16 protein-coding genes are annotated in these 18,478 nt (G+C 69.6%); 13 read left to right on the top strand and 3 right to left on the bottom strand.

The annotated features are described in order from the left end of the window. Nucleotides 1-256 precede the first annotated feature (256 nt). Both ACFWV8_RS16520 and ACFWV8_RS16515 read left to right on the top strand, forming a co-directional pair. Nucleotides 257-838, top strand: a complete 582-nt coding sequence (locus tag ACFWV8_RS16520) for a TMEM165/GDT1 family protein (protein WP_384201886.1) — start codon at nucleotides 257-259, stop codon at nucleotides 836-838. 125 nt (nucleotides 839-963) lie between these two features. Continuing rightward, nucleotides 964-1,164, top strand: a complete 201-nt coding sequence (locus ACFWV8_RS16515) for a ferredoxin (protein ID WP_384201883.1) — start codon at nucleotides 964-966, stop codon at nucleotides 1,162-1,164. Between the two features lie 205 nt (nucleotides 1,165-1,369). On the opposite strand, the gene ACFWV8_RS16510 is transcribed toward ACFWV8_RS16515, so the two are convergent. Continuing rightward, nucleotides 1,370-3,916: a DUF4118 domain-containing protein gene (locus tag ACFWV8_RS16510; RefSeq protein ID WP_384201880.1), complete on the bottom strand. Its 2,547-nt coding sequence runs from the start codon at nucleotides 3,914-3,916 to the stop codon at nucleotides 1,370-1,372. Nucleotides 3,917-4,077: 161 nt separating this feature from the next. Here ACFWV8_RS16510 and ACFWV8_RS16505 point away from each other — a divergent pair, with 161 nt between their 5' ends. The 3 genes from ACFWV8_RS16505 to ACFWV8_RS16495 all read left to right on the top strand — a co-directional run bounded on the left by ACFWV8_RS16505 (nucleotide 4,078) and on the right by ACFWV8_RS16495 (nucleotide 5,507). Then, a complete protein-coding gene (locus ACFWV8_RS16505; RefSeq protein WP_384201877.1) occupies nucleotides 4,078-4,323 on the top strand; it encodes a hypothetical protein in 246 nt (81 codons plus the stop codon). A 4-nt stretch (nucleotides 4,324-4,327) separates the two neighbouring features. Further along, on the top strand, nucleotides 4,328-4,870 hold the full coding sequence (locus ACFWV8_RS16500; RefSeq protein ID WP_384201874.1) for a DUF1707 domain-containing protein: 543 nt from the start codon (nucleotides 4,328-4,330) through the stop codon (nucleotides 4,868-4,870). Between the two features lie 196 nt (nucleotides 4,871-5,066). Beyond that, nucleotides 5,067-5,507, top strand: coding sequence for an Asp23/Gls24 family envelope stress response protein (locus ACFWV8_RS16495; RefSeq protein ID WP_384201871.1), 441 nt, complete (start codon nucleotides 5,067-5,069; stop codon nucleotides 5,505-5,507). A gap of 108 nt (nucleotides 5,508-5,615) precedes the next feature. On the opposite strand, the gene ACFWV8_RS16490 is transcribed toward ACFWV8_RS16495, so the two are convergent. Next, entirely contained in the window at nucleotides 5,616-8,009 is a 2,394-nt protein-coding gene (locus ACFWV8_RS16490) for a SpoIIE family protein phosphatase (protein ID WP_384201868.1), read from the bottom strand. Nucleotides 8,010-8,236: 227 nt separating this feature from the next. Between ACFWV8_RS16490 and ACFWV8_RS16485 the strand changes: the two genes are divergently transcribed. Genes ACFWV8_RS16485 through ACFWV8_RS16475 form a run of 3 tightly spaced genes read left to right on the top strand, consistent with a single transcriptional unit; the run spans nucleotide 8,237 to nucleotide 10,217 of the window. Next, nucleotides 8,237-8,866 carry an RNA polymerase sigma factor gene (locus tag ACFWV8_RS16485; protein WP_384201865.1) on the top strand — a complete coding sequence of 210 codons (630 nt, stop codon included), beginning with the start codon at nucleotides 8,237-8,239 and terminating at the stop codon, nucleotides 8,864-8,866. Beyond that, nucleotides 8,863-9,651 (top strand): hypothetical protein, encoded by a 789-nt coding sequence (locus ACFWV8_RS16480; RefSeq protein WP_384201862.1) that lies wholly within the window; start codon nucleotides 8,863-8,865, stop codon nucleotides 9,649-9,651. Before ACFWV8_RS16485 ends, ACFWV8_RS16480 begins: the two co-directional genes overlap by 4 nt. Before the next feature lie 2 nt (nucleotides 9,652-9,653). After that, nucleotides 9,654-10,217: a YcxB family protein gene (locus ACFWV8_RS16475; protein WP_384201859.1), complete on the top strand. Its 564-nt coding sequence runs from the start codon at nucleotides 9,654-9,656 to the stop codon at nucleotides 10,215-10,217. Between the two features lie 77 nt (nucleotides 10,218-10,294). Here the strand turns inward: ACFWV8_RS16475 and ACFWV8_RS16470 are convergent, their stop codons facing one another. Next, nucleotides 10,295-13,021 carry an FG-GAP-like repeat-containing protein gene (locus tag ACFWV8_RS16470; protein WP_384201856.1) on the bottom strand — a complete coding sequence of 909 codons (2,727 nt, stop codon included), beginning with the start codon at nucleotides 13,019-13,021 and terminating at the stop codon, nucleotides 10,295-10,297. Between the two features lie 370 nt (nucleotides 13,022-13,391). Between ACFWV8_RS16470 and ACFWV8_RS16465 the strand changes: the two genes are divergently transcribed. From ACFWV8_RS16465 to ACFWV8_RS16445, 5 genes are all read left to right on the top strand, one after another. Next, nucleotides 13,392-14,228, top strand: a complete 837-nt coding sequence (locus ACFWV8_RS16465) for a carbohydrate ABC transporter permease (RefSeq protein WP_384201854.1) — start codon at nucleotides 13,392-13,394, stop codon at nucleotides 14,226-14,228. Next, entirely contained in the window at nucleotides 14,225-15,109 is an 885-nt protein-coding gene (locus tag ACFWV8_RS16460; RefSeq protein WP_329380120.1) for a carbohydrate ABC transporter permease, read from the top strand. The genes ACFWV8_RS16465 and ACFWV8_RS16460 overlap by 4 nt, the downstream gene beginning before the upstream one ends. 38 nt (nucleotides 15,110-15,147) lie before the next feature. Next, nucleotides 15,148-16,452, top strand: coding sequence for an ABC transporter substrate-binding protein (locus tag ACFWV8_RS16455; RefSeq protein WP_384201850.1), 1,305 nt, complete (start codon nucleotides 15,148-15,150; stop codon nucleotides 16,450-16,452). 116 nt (nucleotides 16,453-16,568) lie between these two features. Further along, nucleotides 16,569-17,378, top strand: a complete 810-nt coding sequence (locus ACFWV8_RS16450) for an IclR family transcriptional regulator (protein ID WP_384201847.1) — start codon at nucleotides 16,569-16,571, stop codon at nucleotides 17,376-17,378. Between the two features lie 102 nt (nucleotides 17,379-17,480). Next, entirely contained in the window at nucleotides 17,481-18,386 is a 906-nt protein-coding gene (locus ACFWV8_RS16445; RefSeq protein WP_384201844.1) for an SMP-30/gluconolactonase/LRE family protein, read from the top strand. Nucleotides 18,387-18,478 lie beyond the last annotated feature (92 nt).

Here is an 18,478-nt window from a genome sequence, read left to right as displayed (position 1 = left end):
TCCGACCTGCCTGTTAGGGTGAAGCGCAGCGAAGGGGAGTAGTCCCGAGAACCGCTGGTCGACACACTGGCCGCCCCAGGGCGTCCCGGCCACCGGGCCACCGCGTACCACGCGGGGCGGACGAGACCTTCGACCAAGGCATGATCCGGCCCGCGCTTCAGTGCGGGTCGTCCGTCGTGCCGGGTCGAGTGGTTCCTCCCGTCGCCTTCTGGGTGTCGTACGAGCTCACGGCCCGGCCCCAGCAGAAAGCAAGGGAATGACTTTCGACCCCCTGGCGATCATCACCGCCTTTGGGCTCATCTTCCTCGCGGAGCTCCCCGACAAGACCATGTTCGCCTCGCTGGCCATGGGCACCCGGATGCGGCCGCTGTACGTCTGGTTCGGCACCTCCACCGCGTTCATCGTGCACGTCGCCATCGCCGTGGGCGCCGGCAGCCTGCTGGGCCTGCTTCCGGAGATCGCCGTCAAGCTGGTCTCCGCCGCACTGTTCGCGTTCGGCGCCTTCGTTCTGCTGCGCAGCGGGGGAGACGACGACGAGGACGGCGCAGGGAAGACCGTCAGCGGCTTCTGGCCCGTCTACACGACCGCCTTCACGGCCGTCTTCATCAGCGAGTGGGGCGACCTCACTCAGATCACCACCGCCAACCTGGCCGCGAGCAACGGCTGGCTGCCCACCGCGATCGGCTCGGCCCTCGCGCTGATGTCGGTTTCCGCGCTGGCTCTGCTGGCCGGCCGGTTCATCGCCCGGCGGGTGCCGCTGAAGACCGTGCAGCGCATCGGCGCGCTGTGCATGGGCGGGCTCGCGATCTGGACGCTCATCGAGGCCCTCACGCTCTGACGTCCGGGCGGCGGGCGTGCCGGGCGTGGCGGGCGCGGCGGGTGGTCGGCGCGCTGCGCCCGTGAAAGGGTGATCCTCTTCGTATGTCGCCGCTCACAACTCGCCATCTGGAAAAGGGGATCCGAATGAAAATCACCGTGAACGAGGACCTGTGCTGCGGCGCCGGCCAGTGTGTCGCGCTCGCGCCGGAGGTGTTCGACCAGCGTGACGAGGACGCCATCGTCGTGCTGCTGGAGGCCGAGCCCGGCGAGCAGGTGCACGCGGCTGTCCGTGAGGCCGCGTCCGGCTGTCCTTCGGCCGCCATCACCGTGATCGACAACGCCTAGGGCGTGTTTTAGAAGTCCCGTCTGGCCCACGACGCCTGGCACCCACGCTCGCCGCGTTGTCGGAGTCATCCAAGTACGTCCAGTACGAGGCTGATCCTCCGCCTTGCGATCGCACGCACCAGACGCCGTGGGCCCCGCCCTACCGGGCGGACGACGCTACTTCTAAAACACGCCCTAGCCGCACCCCTGACCCGGCACGGCGTACTCAGGAAGTCGCCGTGGCCGGCAGATCGGGACGCGCCGGCGGGTGACCGTCGGCGGTCCGCAGCGTCAGCACCATGGTGAAGCCGCCGCCGGGGGTGTCCTCGGCGGCGAGCGTGCCCCCCATCGCCTCCGCGAAGCCCCGGGCGACGGCGAGGCCGAGCCCGACACCGGCACCCCGGGGGGCGTCCCCATACCGCTGGAACGGGGCGAAGATCCGGTCCTTCGCGTCGTCGGGGACACCGGGGCCCCGGTCCACCACGCGGACCTCGACCCGGTCGGCGATCGCGCTGGCGGAGACGAGCACCTGCTCGTCGCCGGGGCTGTACTTGACGGCGTTCTCGACGATGTTGGCCACCGTGCGCTCCAGCAGGCCCGGATCGACGGCGACCATCGGTACGTCCTCCGGGATGTCCAGCACGACACTGCCCTCCGGCACACCGCCGAGCGCCATCGGCACCACCTCGTCGAGATCGATCTCACGGATCAGCGTGGTCACCGTGCCCGTCTGGAGACGGGACATGTCGAGCAGGTTCCCGATCAGATTGTCCAGCCGGTCGGCGCCCTCCTCGATGCCCGCGAGAAGCTCCTGGTGGTCCTCGTCGGACCACTCCACGTCGTCCGAGCGCAGCGAGGTCACCGACGCCTTGATACCGGCCAGCGGGGTACGCAGGTCGTGGCTGACCGCCGCGAGCAGCGCCGTACGGATCCGGTTGCCCTCGGCCAGTTCCCGCGCCTGCCCGGCCTCGCCGACCAGCCGCTGGCGGTCCAGGACGACGGCGGCCTGCGCCGCGAAGGCGGAGAGCACCCGGCGGTCCTCGGCGGGCAGCACCCGGCCGGACAGGGCCAGCGCCATATGGTCCCCGATCGGCATGTCGACGTCCGCGTCCTCGGGGCGCTCCACCCGCTCGGCCGCCCCGACGCTGCCCGCGCACGTCCAGGGAGCGGTGTCGCTCTCGCGCTCCAGCAGCGCCACCGATTCCATCGCGAACGTCTCGCGGACCCGCTCCAGCAGGGCGTCGAGAGTCGTCTCGCCGCGCAGCACGCTGCCGGCCAGGAAGGACAGGATCTCGGACTCGGCACGCAGCCGGGCCGCCTGATGGGTGCGGCGGGCCGCGATGTCCACGACGGACGCCACGGAGACCGCGACACCGAAGAAGATCGCGATGGCGACGATGTTCTGCGGGTCGGCGATCGTGAACTCGTGCAACGGCGGGGTGAAGTAGTAGTTCAGCAGCAGCGAACCGATGGCCGCGGAGGCGAGCGCCGGGACCAGACCGCCGAGCAGCGCCGCGGCGACCGTCAGCGTCAGGAAGAGCAGCATGTCGTTGGCCAGGCCGACGTCCGGGGCCATGCCGTCGAGCAGCAGCGTCAGCAGTACGGGCCCCGCGACGCCGGTGAGCCAGCCCGCGACGCTTCGCGCGCGCCCCAGCCGGGCGCCACGGGCCACCGGCAGGCCGCGCCCCCTCGCGACCTCGCCGTGGGTGACGATGTGGACGTCGAGATCCGGTCCTGAGCCGCGGGTGACGGTCTGGCCGACCCCGGGGCCGAAGACGTACTGCCAGGTCTTGCGGCGGCTCGAACCGAGCACGATCTGCGTGGCGTTGACCCCGCGCGCGAACTCCAGCAGCGCCGAGGCCACATCGTCCCCGATGACATGGTGGAAGGTGCCGCCCAGATCCTCGACCAGGAGCCGCTGGCCCGCGAGCTCCTTGGGCGACGCCGAGGTGAGACCGTCGCTGCGGGCGATGTAGACGGCCAGCACCTCACCGCCCGCCCCCTTCTCCGCGAGCCGGGCGGCGCGGCGGATGAGCGTGCGGCCCTCGGGCCCGCCGGTCAGGCCGACGACGATGCGCTCACGGGCCTGCCAGGTGGAGCGGATGTTGTGCTCCCCTCGGTACTGCTGGAGATATTCGTCCACCCGGTCCGCGGTCCACAGCAGAGCCAGCTCACGCAGCGCGGTGAGATTGCCGGGGCGGAAGTAGTTGGAGAGAGCCGCGTCGAGCTTGTCCGGCCGGTAGATGTTGCCGTGCGCCATCCGGCGGCGCAGTGCCTGCGGATCCATGTCGATCAGCTCGATCTGGTCGGCGTGCCGGACGACTTCGTCGGGGACGGTCTCCCGCTGCCGTACGCCCGTTATCGACTCCACGACATCGCCCAGCGATTCCAGATGCTGGATGTTGACCGTGGATATGACGTCGATGCCGGCCTGGAGCAGCTCCTCGACGTCCTTCCAGCGCTTCGCGTTGCGGGAGCCAGGGACATTCGTGTGCGCGAGTTCGTCCACCAGGGCCACCGCCGGGCGCCGCTCCAGAACGGCGTCCACGTCCATCTCGGTGAAGACGGTGCCGCGGTACCGGATCTCCAGGCGCCGGATCTGCTCCAGACCGTGGAGCATCACCTCCGTACGCGGCCGGTCGTGATGCTCGACGAACGCCACGACGCAGTCGGTGCCGCGCTCCACCCGGCGTTGCGCCTCGGAGAGCATCGCGTATGTCTTGCCGACTCCGGGTGCCGCGCCGAGATAAATGCGGAGTTTGCCGCGTCTCATGATTCCGCTCTTCCTGGTTGCCCCAAAGGAAACCCGCGTTCACGCGGAAACGCCTCTCGCTGACGCTTCTCATACGGCGGTTGCCTCCGCCTTGACGCTTTCCTGACAGCCTCCGTGATTGGCGCCGGCCGTCACCACGCGTCAGCGCGGGAAAGCATTGGATGGCCTCGCGCGGTCTGCTGCGCGAGCGGACCGTACGCACCGACCGGCTCGTCTCCGTGCGCTGGTCCGACGGCGTCGCCCAACGGCTGATCCCGCGCGACCTGGACGGCGGCAGCGTCGAGGTGGACCCGCGTCGAGCTCGACGCGGCCAGGACCGTCTTCAAGGTCTCCGGCCTGATCTGACCTTGTCCCGGGACCGGTCCCGTCGCGGGGCTCCGACCGGCACAGCACCGGCATTAGAGTGAACGGGTGACTTCCCTGCCGGAGAACCGGCCGCCACGGATCAGTGAGACCGACCGCGACACGGCCGTCCGGCGACTCCAGGAGGCGTACGCCGAAGGCCACATCTCGCACGAGGAGATGGACACACTCCTCAACCAGGCGCTCACCGCACAGACGCACGACGCGCTCGCGCGGGCTCTGGCCCCGCTCCCGGCGGAGAAGCCCGCCACGACGTCCACGATCGCCGTCCACGCGGGACGGATCCGGCGGCGCGGCCCCTGGCGGGTACCCCGGACCCTCAAGGTCGAGTCCGCCTTCGGCAGCGTGCGACTCGACCTGTCCCGGGCGGTCATCGAGCATCCGGTGATCGACATCGAGCTGCAACTGGGCACCGGCGGGGCCAAGGTCACGGTCCCGCGCGACGCGATCGTCGAGTTCGACAACCTGGGCACCGGGTGGAAGGACATGCGCTACAAGCCTCCGCGCCACTCCGGCCCCGGCGGGCCGACGATCCGGATCTCCGGAACGATGGGCTTCGGCCGGCTGAAGATCCGCCACGCGCGCCGCTGAGCGGAGTCGCCGCGGGGAGGCGCTTCAGCCGGACGTGACGGCTCCGGCTCGGCTCCCGCTCACCCGAATGGCGTTACGGAGATGCGCGGAGCACAGTGGATAGGGGGACGGCCGCCCCGGGAGACATCCGGAAAATTTGCGGCGGCTGTGCAATCACTCGCGACATCGCTCCCTATCCCAGGAAGATGAGTCGGTCATGGCAGTCAAAGAAGCCACCTCAACAGCAATGTCGAACGGCCACCGCCACCACGGTGACATCAAGGGGACGACGACGATCGCGGACTCGGTCGTCGCGACCATAGCCGGTATCGCCACCCGTGACGCGCCCGGGGTGTACGCGATGGGCAGCAGTATGACCCGGACCCTGGGAGCCGCGCGGGACATGATGGCCCGGTCCGGCGATGTGACGCGCGGCGTGCAGGTCGAAGTCGGCCAGAAGCAGGCCGCGGTGGATATCGACGTCGTGGTGGAGTACGGGTATCCGATCACCAGGACCACCGAAGAGATCCGCACGGGTATCGCCGACGCGGTCGAGACCATGACCGGTCTGGAGATCGCCGAGGTGAACATCGACATCCTCGACGTGCACGTGCCGGGTTCGGACGAAGGCAGCGGCGAAGAGCCGCGCGCGCGATGACCGGAGGCCCATGACGGGACGGTCACGCGGGCCCCACCCGCGCGACCGTCCGTGATTTCGCGCGGTCGGATTCTCCGCCTCGTCGGCTCCGCGCCGTCCTCCTGCGGGTCAGCGCGCCTGGTCGGGCGGGATCGACTGCTCGGCCCAGACCGTCTTCCCGACGGCTGTCATCCGAGTGCCCCAGCGCTCGCTGAGCTGGGCCACCAGCAGCAGACCCCGGCCGCCCTCGTCGGTGGGTTTGGCACGCCGCACATGCGGACTGGTGTCACCGCCGTCCGAGACCTCACAGATCAGCGCCTTGTCCTTGAGCAGCCGCAGCCGGATCGGGCCCACCCCGTAGCGGATCGCGTTGGTGACCAGCTCGCTCACCACCAACTCGGTCACGAAAGCCAGGTCTTCGAGTCCCCAGGCGGTCAGAAGCCCGCACGCGTTCTGGCGCGCCTCGGCGACCACCGACGGATCGCACGGCAGGTCCCAGGAGGCGGTGCGATCGCTGTCGAGGGCGTGGGTGCGGGCGACAAGGAGCGCGATGTCGTCGGTCGGCTCCTCGGGCCGGACCAGGTCCACGATGCTCTCGCAGATCTCGTCCAGCGATTCGGTCCGGTCGTTGAACGCCCGCATCAGCCCGGCGGGTGCCTCCTCGACGGTGTCGCCGTCGACGGTGTTGCCGTTCCGGCCGAGATTTCGGTCGAAGAGGGCCAGCACGCTGTCCGGCGGCAGCGTCACCTGCGCTCCCTCGAACGGCAGACCCCCCGTGCCCAGGGGGGAGTTGGAAGGCAGGGAGACGACTTCGCCGCGTGCTCCGGGGCGTATCAGAACCGGCGCCGGGTGCCCCGCCCGCGCCAGTGTGCAGACCTGGGACGCGGGGTCGTATACCGCGTAGAGGCAGGTGGCGCCGATGTCGCTGACCGCGTCACCCGCGATGCGCGTTCCCTCCCGCGCGTGGCTGACGATGTCGTCGAGGCGGGTGAGGACTTCGTCCGGTGCCAGTTCGATCTCCGCGAGGGTCCGTACAGCCATACGGAGCCGGCTCGCCGCCGCGGCGGCACGGATGCCATGCCCGACCACGGTGCCGACGACCAGGCCCACCCGTAGGCCGGGCAGCGGAATGACGTCGAACCAGCCGCCGCCCGGACCGGAGCCGCCGCGCGCGGACAGATACCGGGCGGCAACGTCGACGGCGGGCTGTGCACGCGCTCGCGGAGACAGCTCACGGCGCTGAAGGGACGAAGCGATGTTCCGTTCACGCGTGTAGCGGCGGGAGTTGTCCAGACAGACGGCCGTCTGGGCCACCAGGTCCTCGGCGACGAGCAGGTCGTCGGGGGAGAACGGGCCCGGAGAGGTGGAATGGCGCGTGAAGGACACGACCCCGAGCGTGGCGCCCCGTGCGCGGATGGGGACCACGATGAAGGAGTGCGCTCCGTGATTCTCGGGCAGGGCCGCGCCGGCGGGGTCCCCGGCCAGCCAGCGCCGTATCTCCGGGTCCGTACGAGAGAACCGCAGCGCCCGGCCGCTCGTCAGGCACAGGTTCACGGGGGAGAGCGCCAGGTGGCTGTGTGCGCTGCCGTCGGGCACCGTCGAGGGGACATACGCCGACGCGCTGACCGCTCGATGCAGTGTGGCCGTCCCCTCCTCGACAGGTCCGGGCAGATCGCCGCCCAGGACGGCACCCAGCAGGTCGACGCACGCGTAGTCCGCGAAGCGCGGAACGGCCACATGGGTCAGCTCGCGCGCTGTGCCGTCCACCTCCAGGCTCACCCCGATCCGCGTGCGCGCCTCGGTGAACAGGGCCAGCCGTTCACGGCCGCGGTGCAGCTCGGTCAGGTCCTGGGCGTTGGCGCCGACGGCCCGCACTTTTCCGGAGTCGTCTTTGAGGGGAAAGATCTCCGACGACCACAGGTGCGCCTCGGACTCACCGGGCACCTTCGTGAAGGGCTCCATGATCTCGGGTTCTCCGGTCTTGGCGACCCGGCGAACGCGTATGTCGGCCTCGGCGTACTCCCGGGTGTGCTCGATGTCGCCGATGTGTATGCCGCGCAGGTCTTCCTCGGAGCGGGCGAGCACGCGCGCCATCTCGGTGTTCAGCCGCAGCAGCCGCGCTTCCGTGTCATAGAGGGCGTAAGCGGTCGGGTACTGCTCGAACGCCGCCTCGATGAGCGCCCCGGTGTCCGTTCCCGCGACTTCCCGCGTGGGAACGGCCGCCAGCAGCCGTCCGCCCCGGGCCATGTGCTCGGGGAGCTGGATCAGGTGGGGGCGGAAGGGCAGCCGCCGACCGTCGCGGTGGCGCAGAACCGAATCCGTGTCACCGATCAGCGCCGCGACCGGTCGCCCGACGACTTCCTGAGGCGGGTGTCCCAGCAGCCGCTCCGCCCACTCGCCTGCCCACGAGATGGTGTTGTCGGCGTCGACAAGAGCAAGAGCGAAGGAGACGGGAAAGGCCTCGCCTTCTGAAGAAAGCCGACGCGGATCAGATGCGTCGGCGGGAAGTCCGCTTTGGCTCATTTCTATCGCCCGACCTCATCATGGAGATCCCATCACAACCATTGCCCGCCCGACCGGGGCGCGCAAGGTGAGCGGCATCGCTCACACAAGGTGAGTGATCGGACGCGGAGCGTCGAGATCGTTCCTTGTCGTTCCTTCCGCCTGATGTTCCGCCTGATGTGACACTTCTGTGCGTCGTGGCGCTGTCAGGAGGGGGGAAAGAACACTGGGCGATCGAAGAGGCATGTGTGGACAGGGGTGGAAAACACCATCGTACTCACGCGTCCGACGGGGAACTCGGGATTGCCGTATCGCTCGCCCAGCAGGGGGACGAGGACGCTTTCACGAGGGCGTACCGGCTCGTACATCCGGGACTTCTCGGATATCTGCGCGGGCTGGTCGGGGACGAAGCGGAGGATGTCGCCTCGGACGCCTGGCTGGAGATCGCCAGGGACCTGAGGCGTTTTCGGGGCGACGGCGCGGGATTTCGTGGCTGGACGGCGACCATCGCGCGCAACCGGGCGCTGGACCACCTCCGTAAGCAGAAGCGCAGGCCCCGGATATCACTCATCGAGCAGGATGTCCTGGAACTGCCGGGGCGGGCGGACACCGTGGAAACGGTGTTCGAGTCGATGTCGACGCAGTGGGCGCTGGGGCAGCTCGCCGAGTTGCCGCCGGACCAGGCGGAGGCGGTGCTGCTGCGGGTGGTGGTGGGGCTGGACGGACCTTCCACGGCACGGGTGCTGGGCAAGCGGCCGGGCGCCGTGCGGACGGCCGCCTATAGGGGGCTGAAGCGGCTGGCCGAGCAGTTGACCTCGGGAAGCCGGGCGGAGAATGCGGCGTCCGCCGCGTCGGGCACGCTGAGGGATGAGACATGACACGCGAGCCGGAAGCGACGGATGCGTCGTTCATCACGCCCGAGGTCCAGGCGCTCGCCGACGCTGTCCGAGGCGGTGTCGAGCCGGAGGGGGTCGAGCGGGCGCTCACGGCGTTCCGGGAGGCAGGCAGCGCGGCCGAAGGCGCCGCGTCCCGGCGTCGCCGGAGTCGTGGCAGGAGGCGCGACGACTGGCGCCCGGCCCGGCGCCGGTTCCCGGCCCTTGTCTCATGGAAGGCGGCGCTCGGCGCGGCCCTCGCCACCGTCACGCTCGGCGGACTGGCGGTGGCGGCCGTTCCCGGCGGGCTCCCGGATCCGTTCAGCCCCGCCGAAAGCCCCGCGAAGAGTCCCACGTCCACGCCGGGCGTGGTCGCCCCGCGTACCCCTGGCGATACATCCGGCTCTACGGTCCCGAGCCCCTCGTCACCGGCGCCCCCGCCCTCGGCGCACGATCCAGGGTCCCGGAGCCACGCGGCGCTGTGCCACGCGTGGAGTCAGGGCGCAGAGAAGCATGAGGGCGCGGCCTTCCGGCGACTGGTGGACGCCGCGGGCGGAGAGGGTGCCGTGGCCGGCTACTGCGCCGCGTTGTCGGGCAAGGACAAGGGCGTTCCCTCGGCGCCCGGGAAGTCGGCCGGGACAGCCGCGCCGGGGCAGCCGGGACAGTCGGGAATTCCCCCGGCGGTCTCGCCCCCGGCGGCTTCTCCCTCGCGAGGCAAGGGCGCGGAGCACAGCCAGAACACAGGCACCCAGAACACAGGCACCCAGGACACCGGTAAGGACGGCTCGTAGTCATGACAGAGGACCGCGGCGCCGAAGGCACCGACAACAGCGCGGAGACTCCTGTGGATGTGGTGGACGAGTGGACCGCGGTCCGACTCGCCTACCGGCCCGAGCCCGTCGACACACTGGCCGGCCTGCGGGTCCGCGGGCGGATCAAGCGGACCTGGCTGCTGCGCTGGGGGTTCCTCGCGCTGTGGGTGGGGCATTTCCTGTTCTCCACCGTGGGCCGGGGGAGTGCCGACGTCGTCTCGACGGTGCTGTTCCTGTTGGTCGTTCTGATGGTGTGGGGGTACCCGCGGCTGCAAGCCGCCCACGTGCAGCGGATTGTCGGATGGCAGGGCGAGTACCGCGCGACCGTGTCCCCGGCCGGCATCACCTGCCGTACCGACCACAGCACGCTGGTCCAGCGGTGGTCCGTCTTCCAGGGCTATCGGGAGACGGCGGGCCACTTCGTCCTGCTCAGCAGGGATCCCAACATCATGTGCCTCGAAGTCCTGCCCAAGCGCGGCGTGCGCGAGGCCGGGGACCTCGACAGGCTGCGGGCGATCCTGGACGGGCACATCACTCGCGTGTGACGAACGGGAAGGCGCCCAGGGGGTGTTGGCGGCCCCGGTCTCCGTGTGTCGGCGCGGAGACCGGGGCGCCGTGGGTGTTACGGCGTCAGTACCTGGCCGATGCGGATGCCGGCGGGCGCTCCCAGTGCCGTGGTGCCGTAGTAGACACCCGAACTGGTCACGATGCCGCTCGCACTGCTGTTGTCCAGCTGAAGGATCGTGCCGTTGTTCGCGTCCTCGCCGTCGGCGCCGATGGCCAGATCGGCCCGGCTGTAACCCGACAGGTCGGTGAGCGAGACGGCGGAGCCGAGACGGTCGTTGGACTCGGTGGAGCCCGGCACACCCGCGGTGTCCTGGTGGTACGCGGCCGAGCCGGTGGCGGTCGGGCCCGTGGACGTGCCCCGCAGCAGGATGGCCTGGCCCGCGTTGGTCCTGGCGACGCCGCTCCGGGTGATGTCCTCGCCCGGCAGGCCGGTGAGGATGTCGTCGTACCCGTCGAGGTTCACGTCGCCCACGGAGACCGAGGCGCCCATGTCGTCGCCGGTCTCGCCGGTGTCAGGAACGCCTGCGGTGTCCTGGCCGAACGTCTTGCGTCCCGTCGATGTCAGTCCCGTCGCCGACCCGAAGACGGCCGTGACCGCGCCGCCCTTGAGTGTGTGTCCCGACTCCGTCGTGCTCGGCTGGCCGACCGCGAGGTCGGTGTAGCCGTCGCCGTTGAGGTCGCCCGCCGCGAGTGAACGGCCGCCGCGCGCGTCCAGGACGCCGACGCGCTGGAGCCCGGTCGCGGAGCCCTTGAGCCACAGCAGCCGGCCGATACCGCCCGGGTCGCGGAAGCCGATCGCGGCGTCCGCGTATCCGTCCTTGTTGAAGTCGCCGCTGACGGCGGAGGCGTAGCTCACGGCGCCGGTGTACGCCGTCGAGTTCAGATAACCGGACTTGGCCGCGCCGGACTTGCCGTCCCAGGCCCACCAGCGGCCCGGCTTGCCCGGAGCGACGGAGAGGATGTCCGCGTTGCCGTCGGCGTTGAAGTCACCGGAGGTGACGGTGGCGCCGAGCTTCTCGCCCGCGGTCCGGGTGGCCGCGTTGGTCCAGTACCCCTTGCCGCTGTTCAGACCGGGGCCGTTGAGGACGGCCACCACGCCGGTGTCGGTCTGCCCGGTGGTGCCGTTCTCACCGGGTGAGCCGACGATCAGGTCGGCGTATCCGTCGCCGTTGACGTCGCCCCACGCGTTGGAGGAGCCGAAGAGGTCGCCCGCCTCGGAGTTCCCGGGGACCCCCGGGCTGTTCTGGTTGATCGTCCTCCGTGCCGCGGAGCTCGGTCCGTCGGTGGTACCCGGCAGGACCGTGACGCTTCCGTCGCTGTTCGCGACGCGGGGCAGCCCGGCCACCAGATCGTTGATGCCGTCCCTGTTGAAGTCGGCGGTCGGGATGGCGGAGTTACGGCCGGGGCCGGCGGCGAAGTCGCGGATCGCGGGGAGCTTCGCGTAGAGGTTCTTGCCCGGACACGCGGTGGCGAAGGCGTCCCGGTGGCCGGAGATCACGCTCATCGTGGCCTGCTGGCCCTCGGTGTACTTCCCGGTGTCGCCCTGGGCGACGAGGGTCACGGAGCCCTTCGGATTGCCGCCGTACTGGCCCAGCTTCCAGGCGGCGACCCGGGCGGCGGACTGCTGCGCGGCGGTGGTCGGCCGCCCGGCGGCCTTGCCCGCTGCGGCGTCGCCCTCGAAGTCACCGAGCAGGGCGATGCCGGTGGAGTAGCTGTTGAAGCCGTACGTGTGCGCGCCCTTGACCGGCAGGTCGGCGCCGCCGCCCCGGCCCTCGAAGATCCGGCCGCACTTGTCGATCAGGAAGTTGTAGCCGAGGTCGTTCCAGCCCTCCGTCTTGACGTGGTACGTCATGATGCCGCGGACCAGAGCGGCCGATTCGGCGCAGCTGTAGTTGTTCGAGCCGACGGTGTGGTGGATGTAGACCGCCCGCACCTTGTCGATGTACTCCGGCGGGTCGGCGACGATCGACTCGTCCGCGCCCCACTGGGCACGGTCGATGATCGGCGGGCGCTTCACCGTCGAGGGCGGCGCGGTCGGCTTGGTGGGCGTCGGGCTCGGACCGGGCGTCGTGGTGTCCGTCGGAGCGGGGCTGTCCGTCGGGGTGCCCGGGGGCGTGACGGACTCCGTCGGGCCGGCGCTGTCCGTCGGCGTCACGGGGTCGCTGGGCGTCACCGGGTCGCTGGGCGTCACGGGGTCGCCCGATGCCCCGGCATCTCCCGGTGACCCGGCGTCGCTCGCCGCCGGGGTCGCGGTCGCGTCCACCGCGAACGCGGCGCTGTCCATGACCGGTTCGGCCGGGTTCTTGGCCTCGGTCGCGCTCACTCCGGGATCGACCATGTGCAGCTTCAGGTTCTTGGGCAGCCCCTTGTCCGACTCCACCCGTACCCGCACCGCGGTCGACGGCCCCACCCACAGCGGCTCGGAGGCACCCCGTGCCTTGCCCTCCGGCTCGTCCGGTCCGTGCGAGTCCAGGTCCAGCGACTGCCAGCCGGACCATTTGCCGGACTTCGCCTCCCGGGTACGCACCTGGGCCACGCCGTCGATCTCGGCCGTCGCACTGTCCCAGCCGATGCCGACGAGAGAGAACGGCTCCGTGCCGGTGCTCGGCAGCTCCCTCTCGTTGGCGTCGCCCTGGGAAAGCTGGAGCGTACGAACCTTGGCCGCCCGCTTCTCCTGACCGGCCTTGCCCGGGTTCTCCGGCGGATCGGCTATGGCGACGGTGACCAGCCCCGCGCCCCCCACAACAACGGCGCCGACGGTCAGCCACACCCGGCGCTTCACGCTCAGTATTCGGTACGCATGCGACGTACGCGGCCTCAAATGCCCCACCCCTCAACGAGTTCACTTGCGGCGCACCCGTCACATGGGCGACCTCTCCTACCCAGCGAACCCCACCCGCGAAACGTCACCTGACCGTCCAGGTCAAGCCCCAGGCCGGGAACTCGTCCACGGTGTGCAGCGGAGTAGCTCGCCATAATGTGGGCTTCATATCCATTTACCAGATGCGGCTTCTGAGATATGGTCCCTCGCATCGCAAGGAGTTGATATGACGACTACCACTGGACGTCCGCCGGTGCGAGCTCCCGCACGCCCGCCGAGGCGGGCAGGGCAACGCTCCTCACTGAACGGGCGCGACCGCACCTTCGGATTCATGCTCGCGGCCCCCGCGGTGGCGCTCTTCATCGCCGTGGCGGTGTACCCGCTGGTGGCGAGCCTCGGAACCAGCTTGTTCGACCAATCCCTCATACGGCCGGGCCGGTCATTCGTCGGGTTGCGCAACTACGCCGAGGTCTGGCCCGACTTCGTCGACCGCCTGGGGACCACGCTCGTGTTCTCCGTTCTCGCGACGGTCCTCCCTCTCCTGCTCGGTATGGGGATCGCTCTGCTCCTCAACGCCCGTATCAAGGGGCGTGCCGTGCTGCGAGGCGTGTTGATGCTTCCCTGGCTGCTGCCGGGCGTGGTCGTCTCCTTTCTGTGGGCGTGGATCTTCAATGACAGTTATGGCGTGCTCAACCACGTTCTCTCGCAGTTGGGTCTGCCGGAGGTCGACTTCCTCGGGGCGCCGGGGACTGCCCTGGCGGCGGTGATCATCGCCAAGTCGTGGAACACCTTCCCCTGGATGATGGTGGTGGTCCTCGCTGTCCTGCAGACCCTGCCGCGAGAGCAGTTGGAGGCGGCCGCGATCGACGGCGCTTCCCGCCGGCAGCGCTTCTGGCACGTTTCACTGCCGCATCTGATCGGCCCGGTCGCGCTCGTGACCATGCTGGAGTTCATCTACAACTTCGGCTCGTTCGACATGATCTTCGTGATGACCGGCGGCGGTCCCGGAACCTCGACCATGACCCTCGCGGTCAGCATCTACCAGTACGCGTTCGTCGAGTTCTCCCTGGGCCGCGCGGCCGCCATGGGTGTGCTGTGGCTGGTCGCCCTGTCCGTCGTGTGTGTCGCGTACTTCCTGCTGAACAAGAGACTGGAGGCGCGAAGGTGAGCATTGTGCCGTTCCCACCGGCCCGGCGCCGGTCACGCCATGTGGGTGAGGGCATCACCCGGCCGACGCTCGGTGTCCTCGGCAAGCTGGGCCTGTCGGTGCTCGGGCTCTTCGGGCTGCTTCCGGTGTACTGGCTGGTCGCCACCGCGTTCATGCGGCGCGAGGATGTCTTCTCCAAAGACCGGCCGTTCTTCCCGTTCAACCCGACTCTCGACAACTTCGGCGCGTTCTTCGAGGACACCGCGCTGTTGTCCGCGCTCGGCAACTCGGTGATCGTCTCGGCCGGGACCGCGGCGGTCTCGGTCCTGGTGTCCGGACTGATGGCGTACTCGCTGTCGAAGTTCCGCTACCGCGGACGCAACCTCTTCATGGTCATGTTCCTCGTCGGGCAGCTTGTTCCGGGTGTGCTGCTTCTGGTCTCGCTGTACCTGATGTTCAGCGCCGCGGGGCTCCTCTATACGTACACGGCCGTGGTTCTGGCGTTCACCACGTTCACGTTGCCGCTCACCGTGTTCCTGCTGAAAGGCATCATCGACGGGCTGCCCGACGAGATCATCGAGGCTGGGAAGGTGGACGGCCTGTCCAACCTGGCGATCTTGTTCAGGATCATTTTTCCGCTGATCACCCCTGGCCTGGTCACGGCCGGGATGTTCGCCTTCATGCGTGGCTGGAGCGATCTGCTGTTCGCTCTGACCCTCGCCGGCCCGGACAAGCAGACTCTCCCCGTCGGCATGACTTCGGCCTTCATCCACGAGGGTTCCGGCGACTGGCCCGCCCTGATGGCCGCGTCGGTGATCACTTCTCTGCCGCTCGCGCTGATCTTCATCGCCTTGCAGCGGTACTTCGTCTCCGGCCTGGCGGCCGGAGCAGTCAAGGGCTGAGCCGCCCGTTTCCCACCCCGACACACGACGGAGCCATCATGTCCCACAATGCCCCCCGGCAGGCCATGACCAGGCGAGGAGTCCTCGCGGGCCTTGGAGCCCTCGGCCTTTCCAGCGCCTTCGGCCTAACAGCCTGCTCAACTTCCGCACCCGGCGGCGCCGCGAGCAGCGGCGACGCGTCGGAGATCGACACGATCAAGCTCTACGGCAACGCACTCGGTGAGGACTCCCAGAAGGCGGCGTGGCAGGCCGTGATCGCGGGCTGGGAAAAGAAGTCGGGCAAGAAGGTGAAGCCGGTCATATACCCCTACGACCAGGCTTCCACCCAGCTGGCACTGGCCGCGAAGTCGGGCTCCTTCAACGGTGTCGCCCAGGGCCCGTGGCAACTGCTCGTTCCCATGGGCATTCTCGCCGACCTCTCCGATCTTGCTGAAGGCATGGACCTGCCGCGGGCGGTACTCGACGGACTGCGTCTCGACGGCAAGCTCTACATGCTCCCTCTGACGGCCTCCGGCATCGGCCTGGTGTGCGACGGCCGGATCGCCGACGAGACCGGTCTCAAGAGCGGCATGACCGTCGAGGAATTCGCGACCGCACTGGAGAAGATCAAGCGTCAGGATCCCGACCTCGTCCCGTACGCGGCCGTCACGAAGAACCCGGACCTGAAGGACGCCGTGCACTGGATGTGGGGCTGGGGCAGCGAGGTGGTCACCAAGGACTTGAAGTGCACCATCGGCGACTCGGAGAGCGTCGCCGCCGTCGAGTGGTACAAGGAGCTCCAGGACGCCAAGCTCACCAAGTCGGGCGTCGCGCGTACCGACGCGCGCATCATGTTCGCGCGCGGACAGGCGGTCATGTACGACGACGCCCCCCTGGCCAACACGTTCGTGAAGTCCAACGGTGGCTCGGCGGCGCTGCAGGCCGCCGTCCGCCCCCTGCGGCGACCGACCGTCCAGAGCCTCCCCTCCTACAACCGCTTCTGGGGCGCGGGGCTGTCCTGCAGTGCCGGCAAGGGGGAGAAGACCAGCAGGGACTTCATCTCTTACGCGGCCGGCGACCTCGGCGCTGCGACCGCGCTGTACGAGCAGTCCGCGCTGCCGCCCGCCGACAAGAATGTCGCCGACCGCATCGATGCCCTGCGGAAGGACACGTTCCAGACCAGCTTCGCCGACGCGGTCGCCGAGCACGCCCGGCTCGGAGCCTGGGACACGCTGTCCACCACGACCCAGATCGACACGGCGATCGGCGAGGGCGTCGCCTCCATCCTCGCTGGTCAGGTCGGAGTCCAGAGCGGCCTCAATGCCCTGAGGAAGAAGGTTGACGACGCCCTGGAGCAGGGGTGACGAAATGCCAGCCCGGCATCACTGCGGGGACGGGGACGTGCGTGGAAACGTAACCCACAAGGCGGATGGTCGATGTAAAATAGTCAGTTGACGCCGCCCCATAGGACAGGAGAACCATGGCAGCCGAACACGGCGCCGGAACGCAGGCAGTCGAACGCGCGATGTCGCTGCTCGCCTGCTTCACCGACGAGACCAGTGAACTGCGGATTTCCGAGCTCTGCGCCCAGACGGATCTCGGGCAGTCGACCGTGTCCCGCATGGTCTCCTCACTGGACCGCATGGGCTTCCTCGCACAAGACCCCCGGACGGGCTTGTACCGCTTGGGCCCGACCGTGGTGACGCTCGGATCGGTGGCGCTCAACAGCTCGTCGATCTTCCGTGCCGCACGGCAGATCGCCCAGAACCTGGCCCATGTCGCGGAACTCGGCGCGAATCTGGCGGAATTCCGCGGCGACCAGCTCTTCTACCTCGGGAACTTCGAGGGGGCGAAGTCCCCCAAGTCGTTCACCATGGCCGGGCGCACGGCACCGCTGCACGCCACCGGCATGGGCAAGACGTTCCTTTCGGCTCAGACCCCGGAGTACGTCCGCGAGTTCTACGCCAAGGGGCTCGGCATCGCCTACACCCCCCACACCATCACCGACCTCGCCGCCATGGAGAGCGCGCTGACCGAGGCCCGCAGCCGCGGCTACGCCACGGAGATCGAGGAACTCGCCTTCGGGCGAGCCTGCGTCGCCGCTCCCGTTCGCGGCCGCGGGGGAGAGGTCGTGGCAGCGCTGTCGGTGAGTGGTCCCCTCTCCGAACTGGACGACCCGCGGCGCCTGCGGGAGCTCGCGCTGATGGTGGTCGAGGCCGCCGACGAGGTATCCGTCGCGCTGGGCTTCACCATCGCCCGCGCACCGCAGCCGCGTGTGTCCCTGGGGTAGGCCGTCCAGTACGAGCACGATCCTCCGCCTTGCGATGCACCGCACCAGACGCCGCAGGCCCCGCCTTGCAGGCGGACGACGCTACTTCGACGACACGGCCTAGTGGGAGACAACGCCCTGGAAAAGGAGATCGTACGCACACGCTTCGCTCGCGCGGAGTTGGGAGAGTCTCCGCGCTTCGATGCCGAGACGCAGACCGTGAGCTGGGTCGACCTGGTCGCCGGACGTCTCTGGCTCGCCCACGCGGCACCCGACGATCCCGTAGCGGCATGGGAGCCTGAGGCCGAACCGCTCATCGAGGTGCCCGGCCCGCTGGGCTGCGCCGTGCGGACCACGAGCGGTGGGTGGCTGCTCGCGTCCGGCGGGACGGTGTTCCACTGGCGAGCCGGCACGGCGCCGACCCCGCTGGCCGTCCTTGAGCCCGATACGGACACGGCCCGTCTCAACGACGGCGCCGTGGACGCGGAGGGACGCTTCTGGGTGGGCTCGATGAGTGTTCCCCGCCCTCTCAAGCCGTGGGGAAGACTGCATGTACTCGACCACGAGGGCACATCCGTCGGCGGCCGCGTCGTCCGGGCAGGGATGCTCGCGGCCAATGGCATCGCCTGGAGCCCCGACGGTTCGACGTGCTACGCCGTCGACAGCGGCCACCGGTTGATCCACCGCGTCAAGGCGGCCTCCGGTGAACTGCTCGGACCGGCCGGACCGCCGCTGTCCGTGCCGGCCGGTGTCCCGGACGGGATCACCGTCGACGACGAGGGCTGTCTGTGGGTGGCGCTGTGGGATGCCGCGGCCGTCGTCCGCCTGAACCCACAAGGCCAGGTGCTCCAGCGCGTCACCATGCCCTGTTCCCGGCCGACCTCGTGCGCCCTGCTGGGTTCGCGCCTTGTCATCTGCACTGCCACGCTGCCCGGCGAGGCCGCGTCAGGCTGGACCTACACCGTCGAGGTCGCGGTGGGCGGGCCTGCCGCCCACCGCGCCCAGATCCCGGGAGAGCCGACCGCGTAGAAGCAGGCTGTCCGGTCGTCCCGCGCACCTCCGTCCCGCATGAAGCGGGGCACGGGCCACGTGCCCGCGCCCCGCTTCGGCATGCCTGGAGC

The organism is Streptomyces sp. NPDC058665, from assembly GCF_042714995.1.
Lineage (GTDB): Bacteria > Actinomycetota > Actinomycetes > Streptomycetales > Streptomycetaceae > Streptomyces.
This window is presented reverse-complemented; position numbering and strand designations above follow the sequence as displayed.

Excerpts from the sequence above, each read along its gene's own strand:
- ACFWV8_RS16520 (WP_384201886.1), top strand. The coding sequence starts at position 257 with ATGACTTTCGACCCCCTGGCGATCATCACCGCCTTTGGGCTCATCTTC.
- ACFWV8_RS16515 (WP_384201883.1), top strand. The coding sequence starts at position 964 with ATGAAAATCACCGTGAACGAGGACCTGTGCTGCGGCGCCGGCCAGTGT.
- ACFWV8_RS16510 (WP_384201880.1), bottom strand. The coding sequence starts at position 3,916 with ATGAGACGCGGCAAACTCCGCATTTATCTCGGCGCGGCACCCGGAGTC.
- ACFWV8_RS16505 (WP_384201877.1), top strand. The coding sequence starts at position 4,078 with ATGGCCTCGCGCGGTCTGCTGCGCGAGCGGACCGTACGCACCGACCGG.
- ACFWV8_RS16495 (WP_384201871.1), top strand. The coding sequence starts at position 5,067 with ATGGCAGTCAAAGAAGCCACCTCAACAGCAATGTCGAACGGCCACCGC.
- ACFWV8_RS16490 (WP_384201868.1), bottom strand. The coding sequence starts at position 8,009 with ATGAGCCAAAGCGGACTTCCCGCCGACGCATCTGATCCGCGTCGGCTT.
- ACFWV8_RS16480 (WP_384201862.1), top strand. The coding sequence starts at position 8,863 with ATGACACGCGAGCCGGAAGCGACGGATGCGTCGTTCATCACGCCCGAG.
- ACFWV8_RS16475 (WP_384201859.1), top strand. The coding sequence starts at position 9,654 with ATGACAGAGGACCGCGGCGCCGAAGGCACCGACAACAGCGCGGAGACT.
- ACFWV8_RS16465 (WP_384201854.1), top strand. The coding sequence starts at position 13,392 with ATGCTCGCGGCCCCCGCGGTGGCGCTCTTCATCGCCGTGGCGGTGTAC.
- ACFWV8_RS16455 (WP_384201850.1), top strand. The coding sequence starts at position 15,148 with ATGTCCCACAATGCCCCCCGGCAGGCCATGACCAGGCGAGGAGTCCTC.
- ACFWV8_RS16450 (WP_384201847.1), top strand. The coding sequence starts at position 16,569 with ATGGCAGCCGAACACGGCGCCGGAACGCAGGCAGTCGAACGCGCGATG.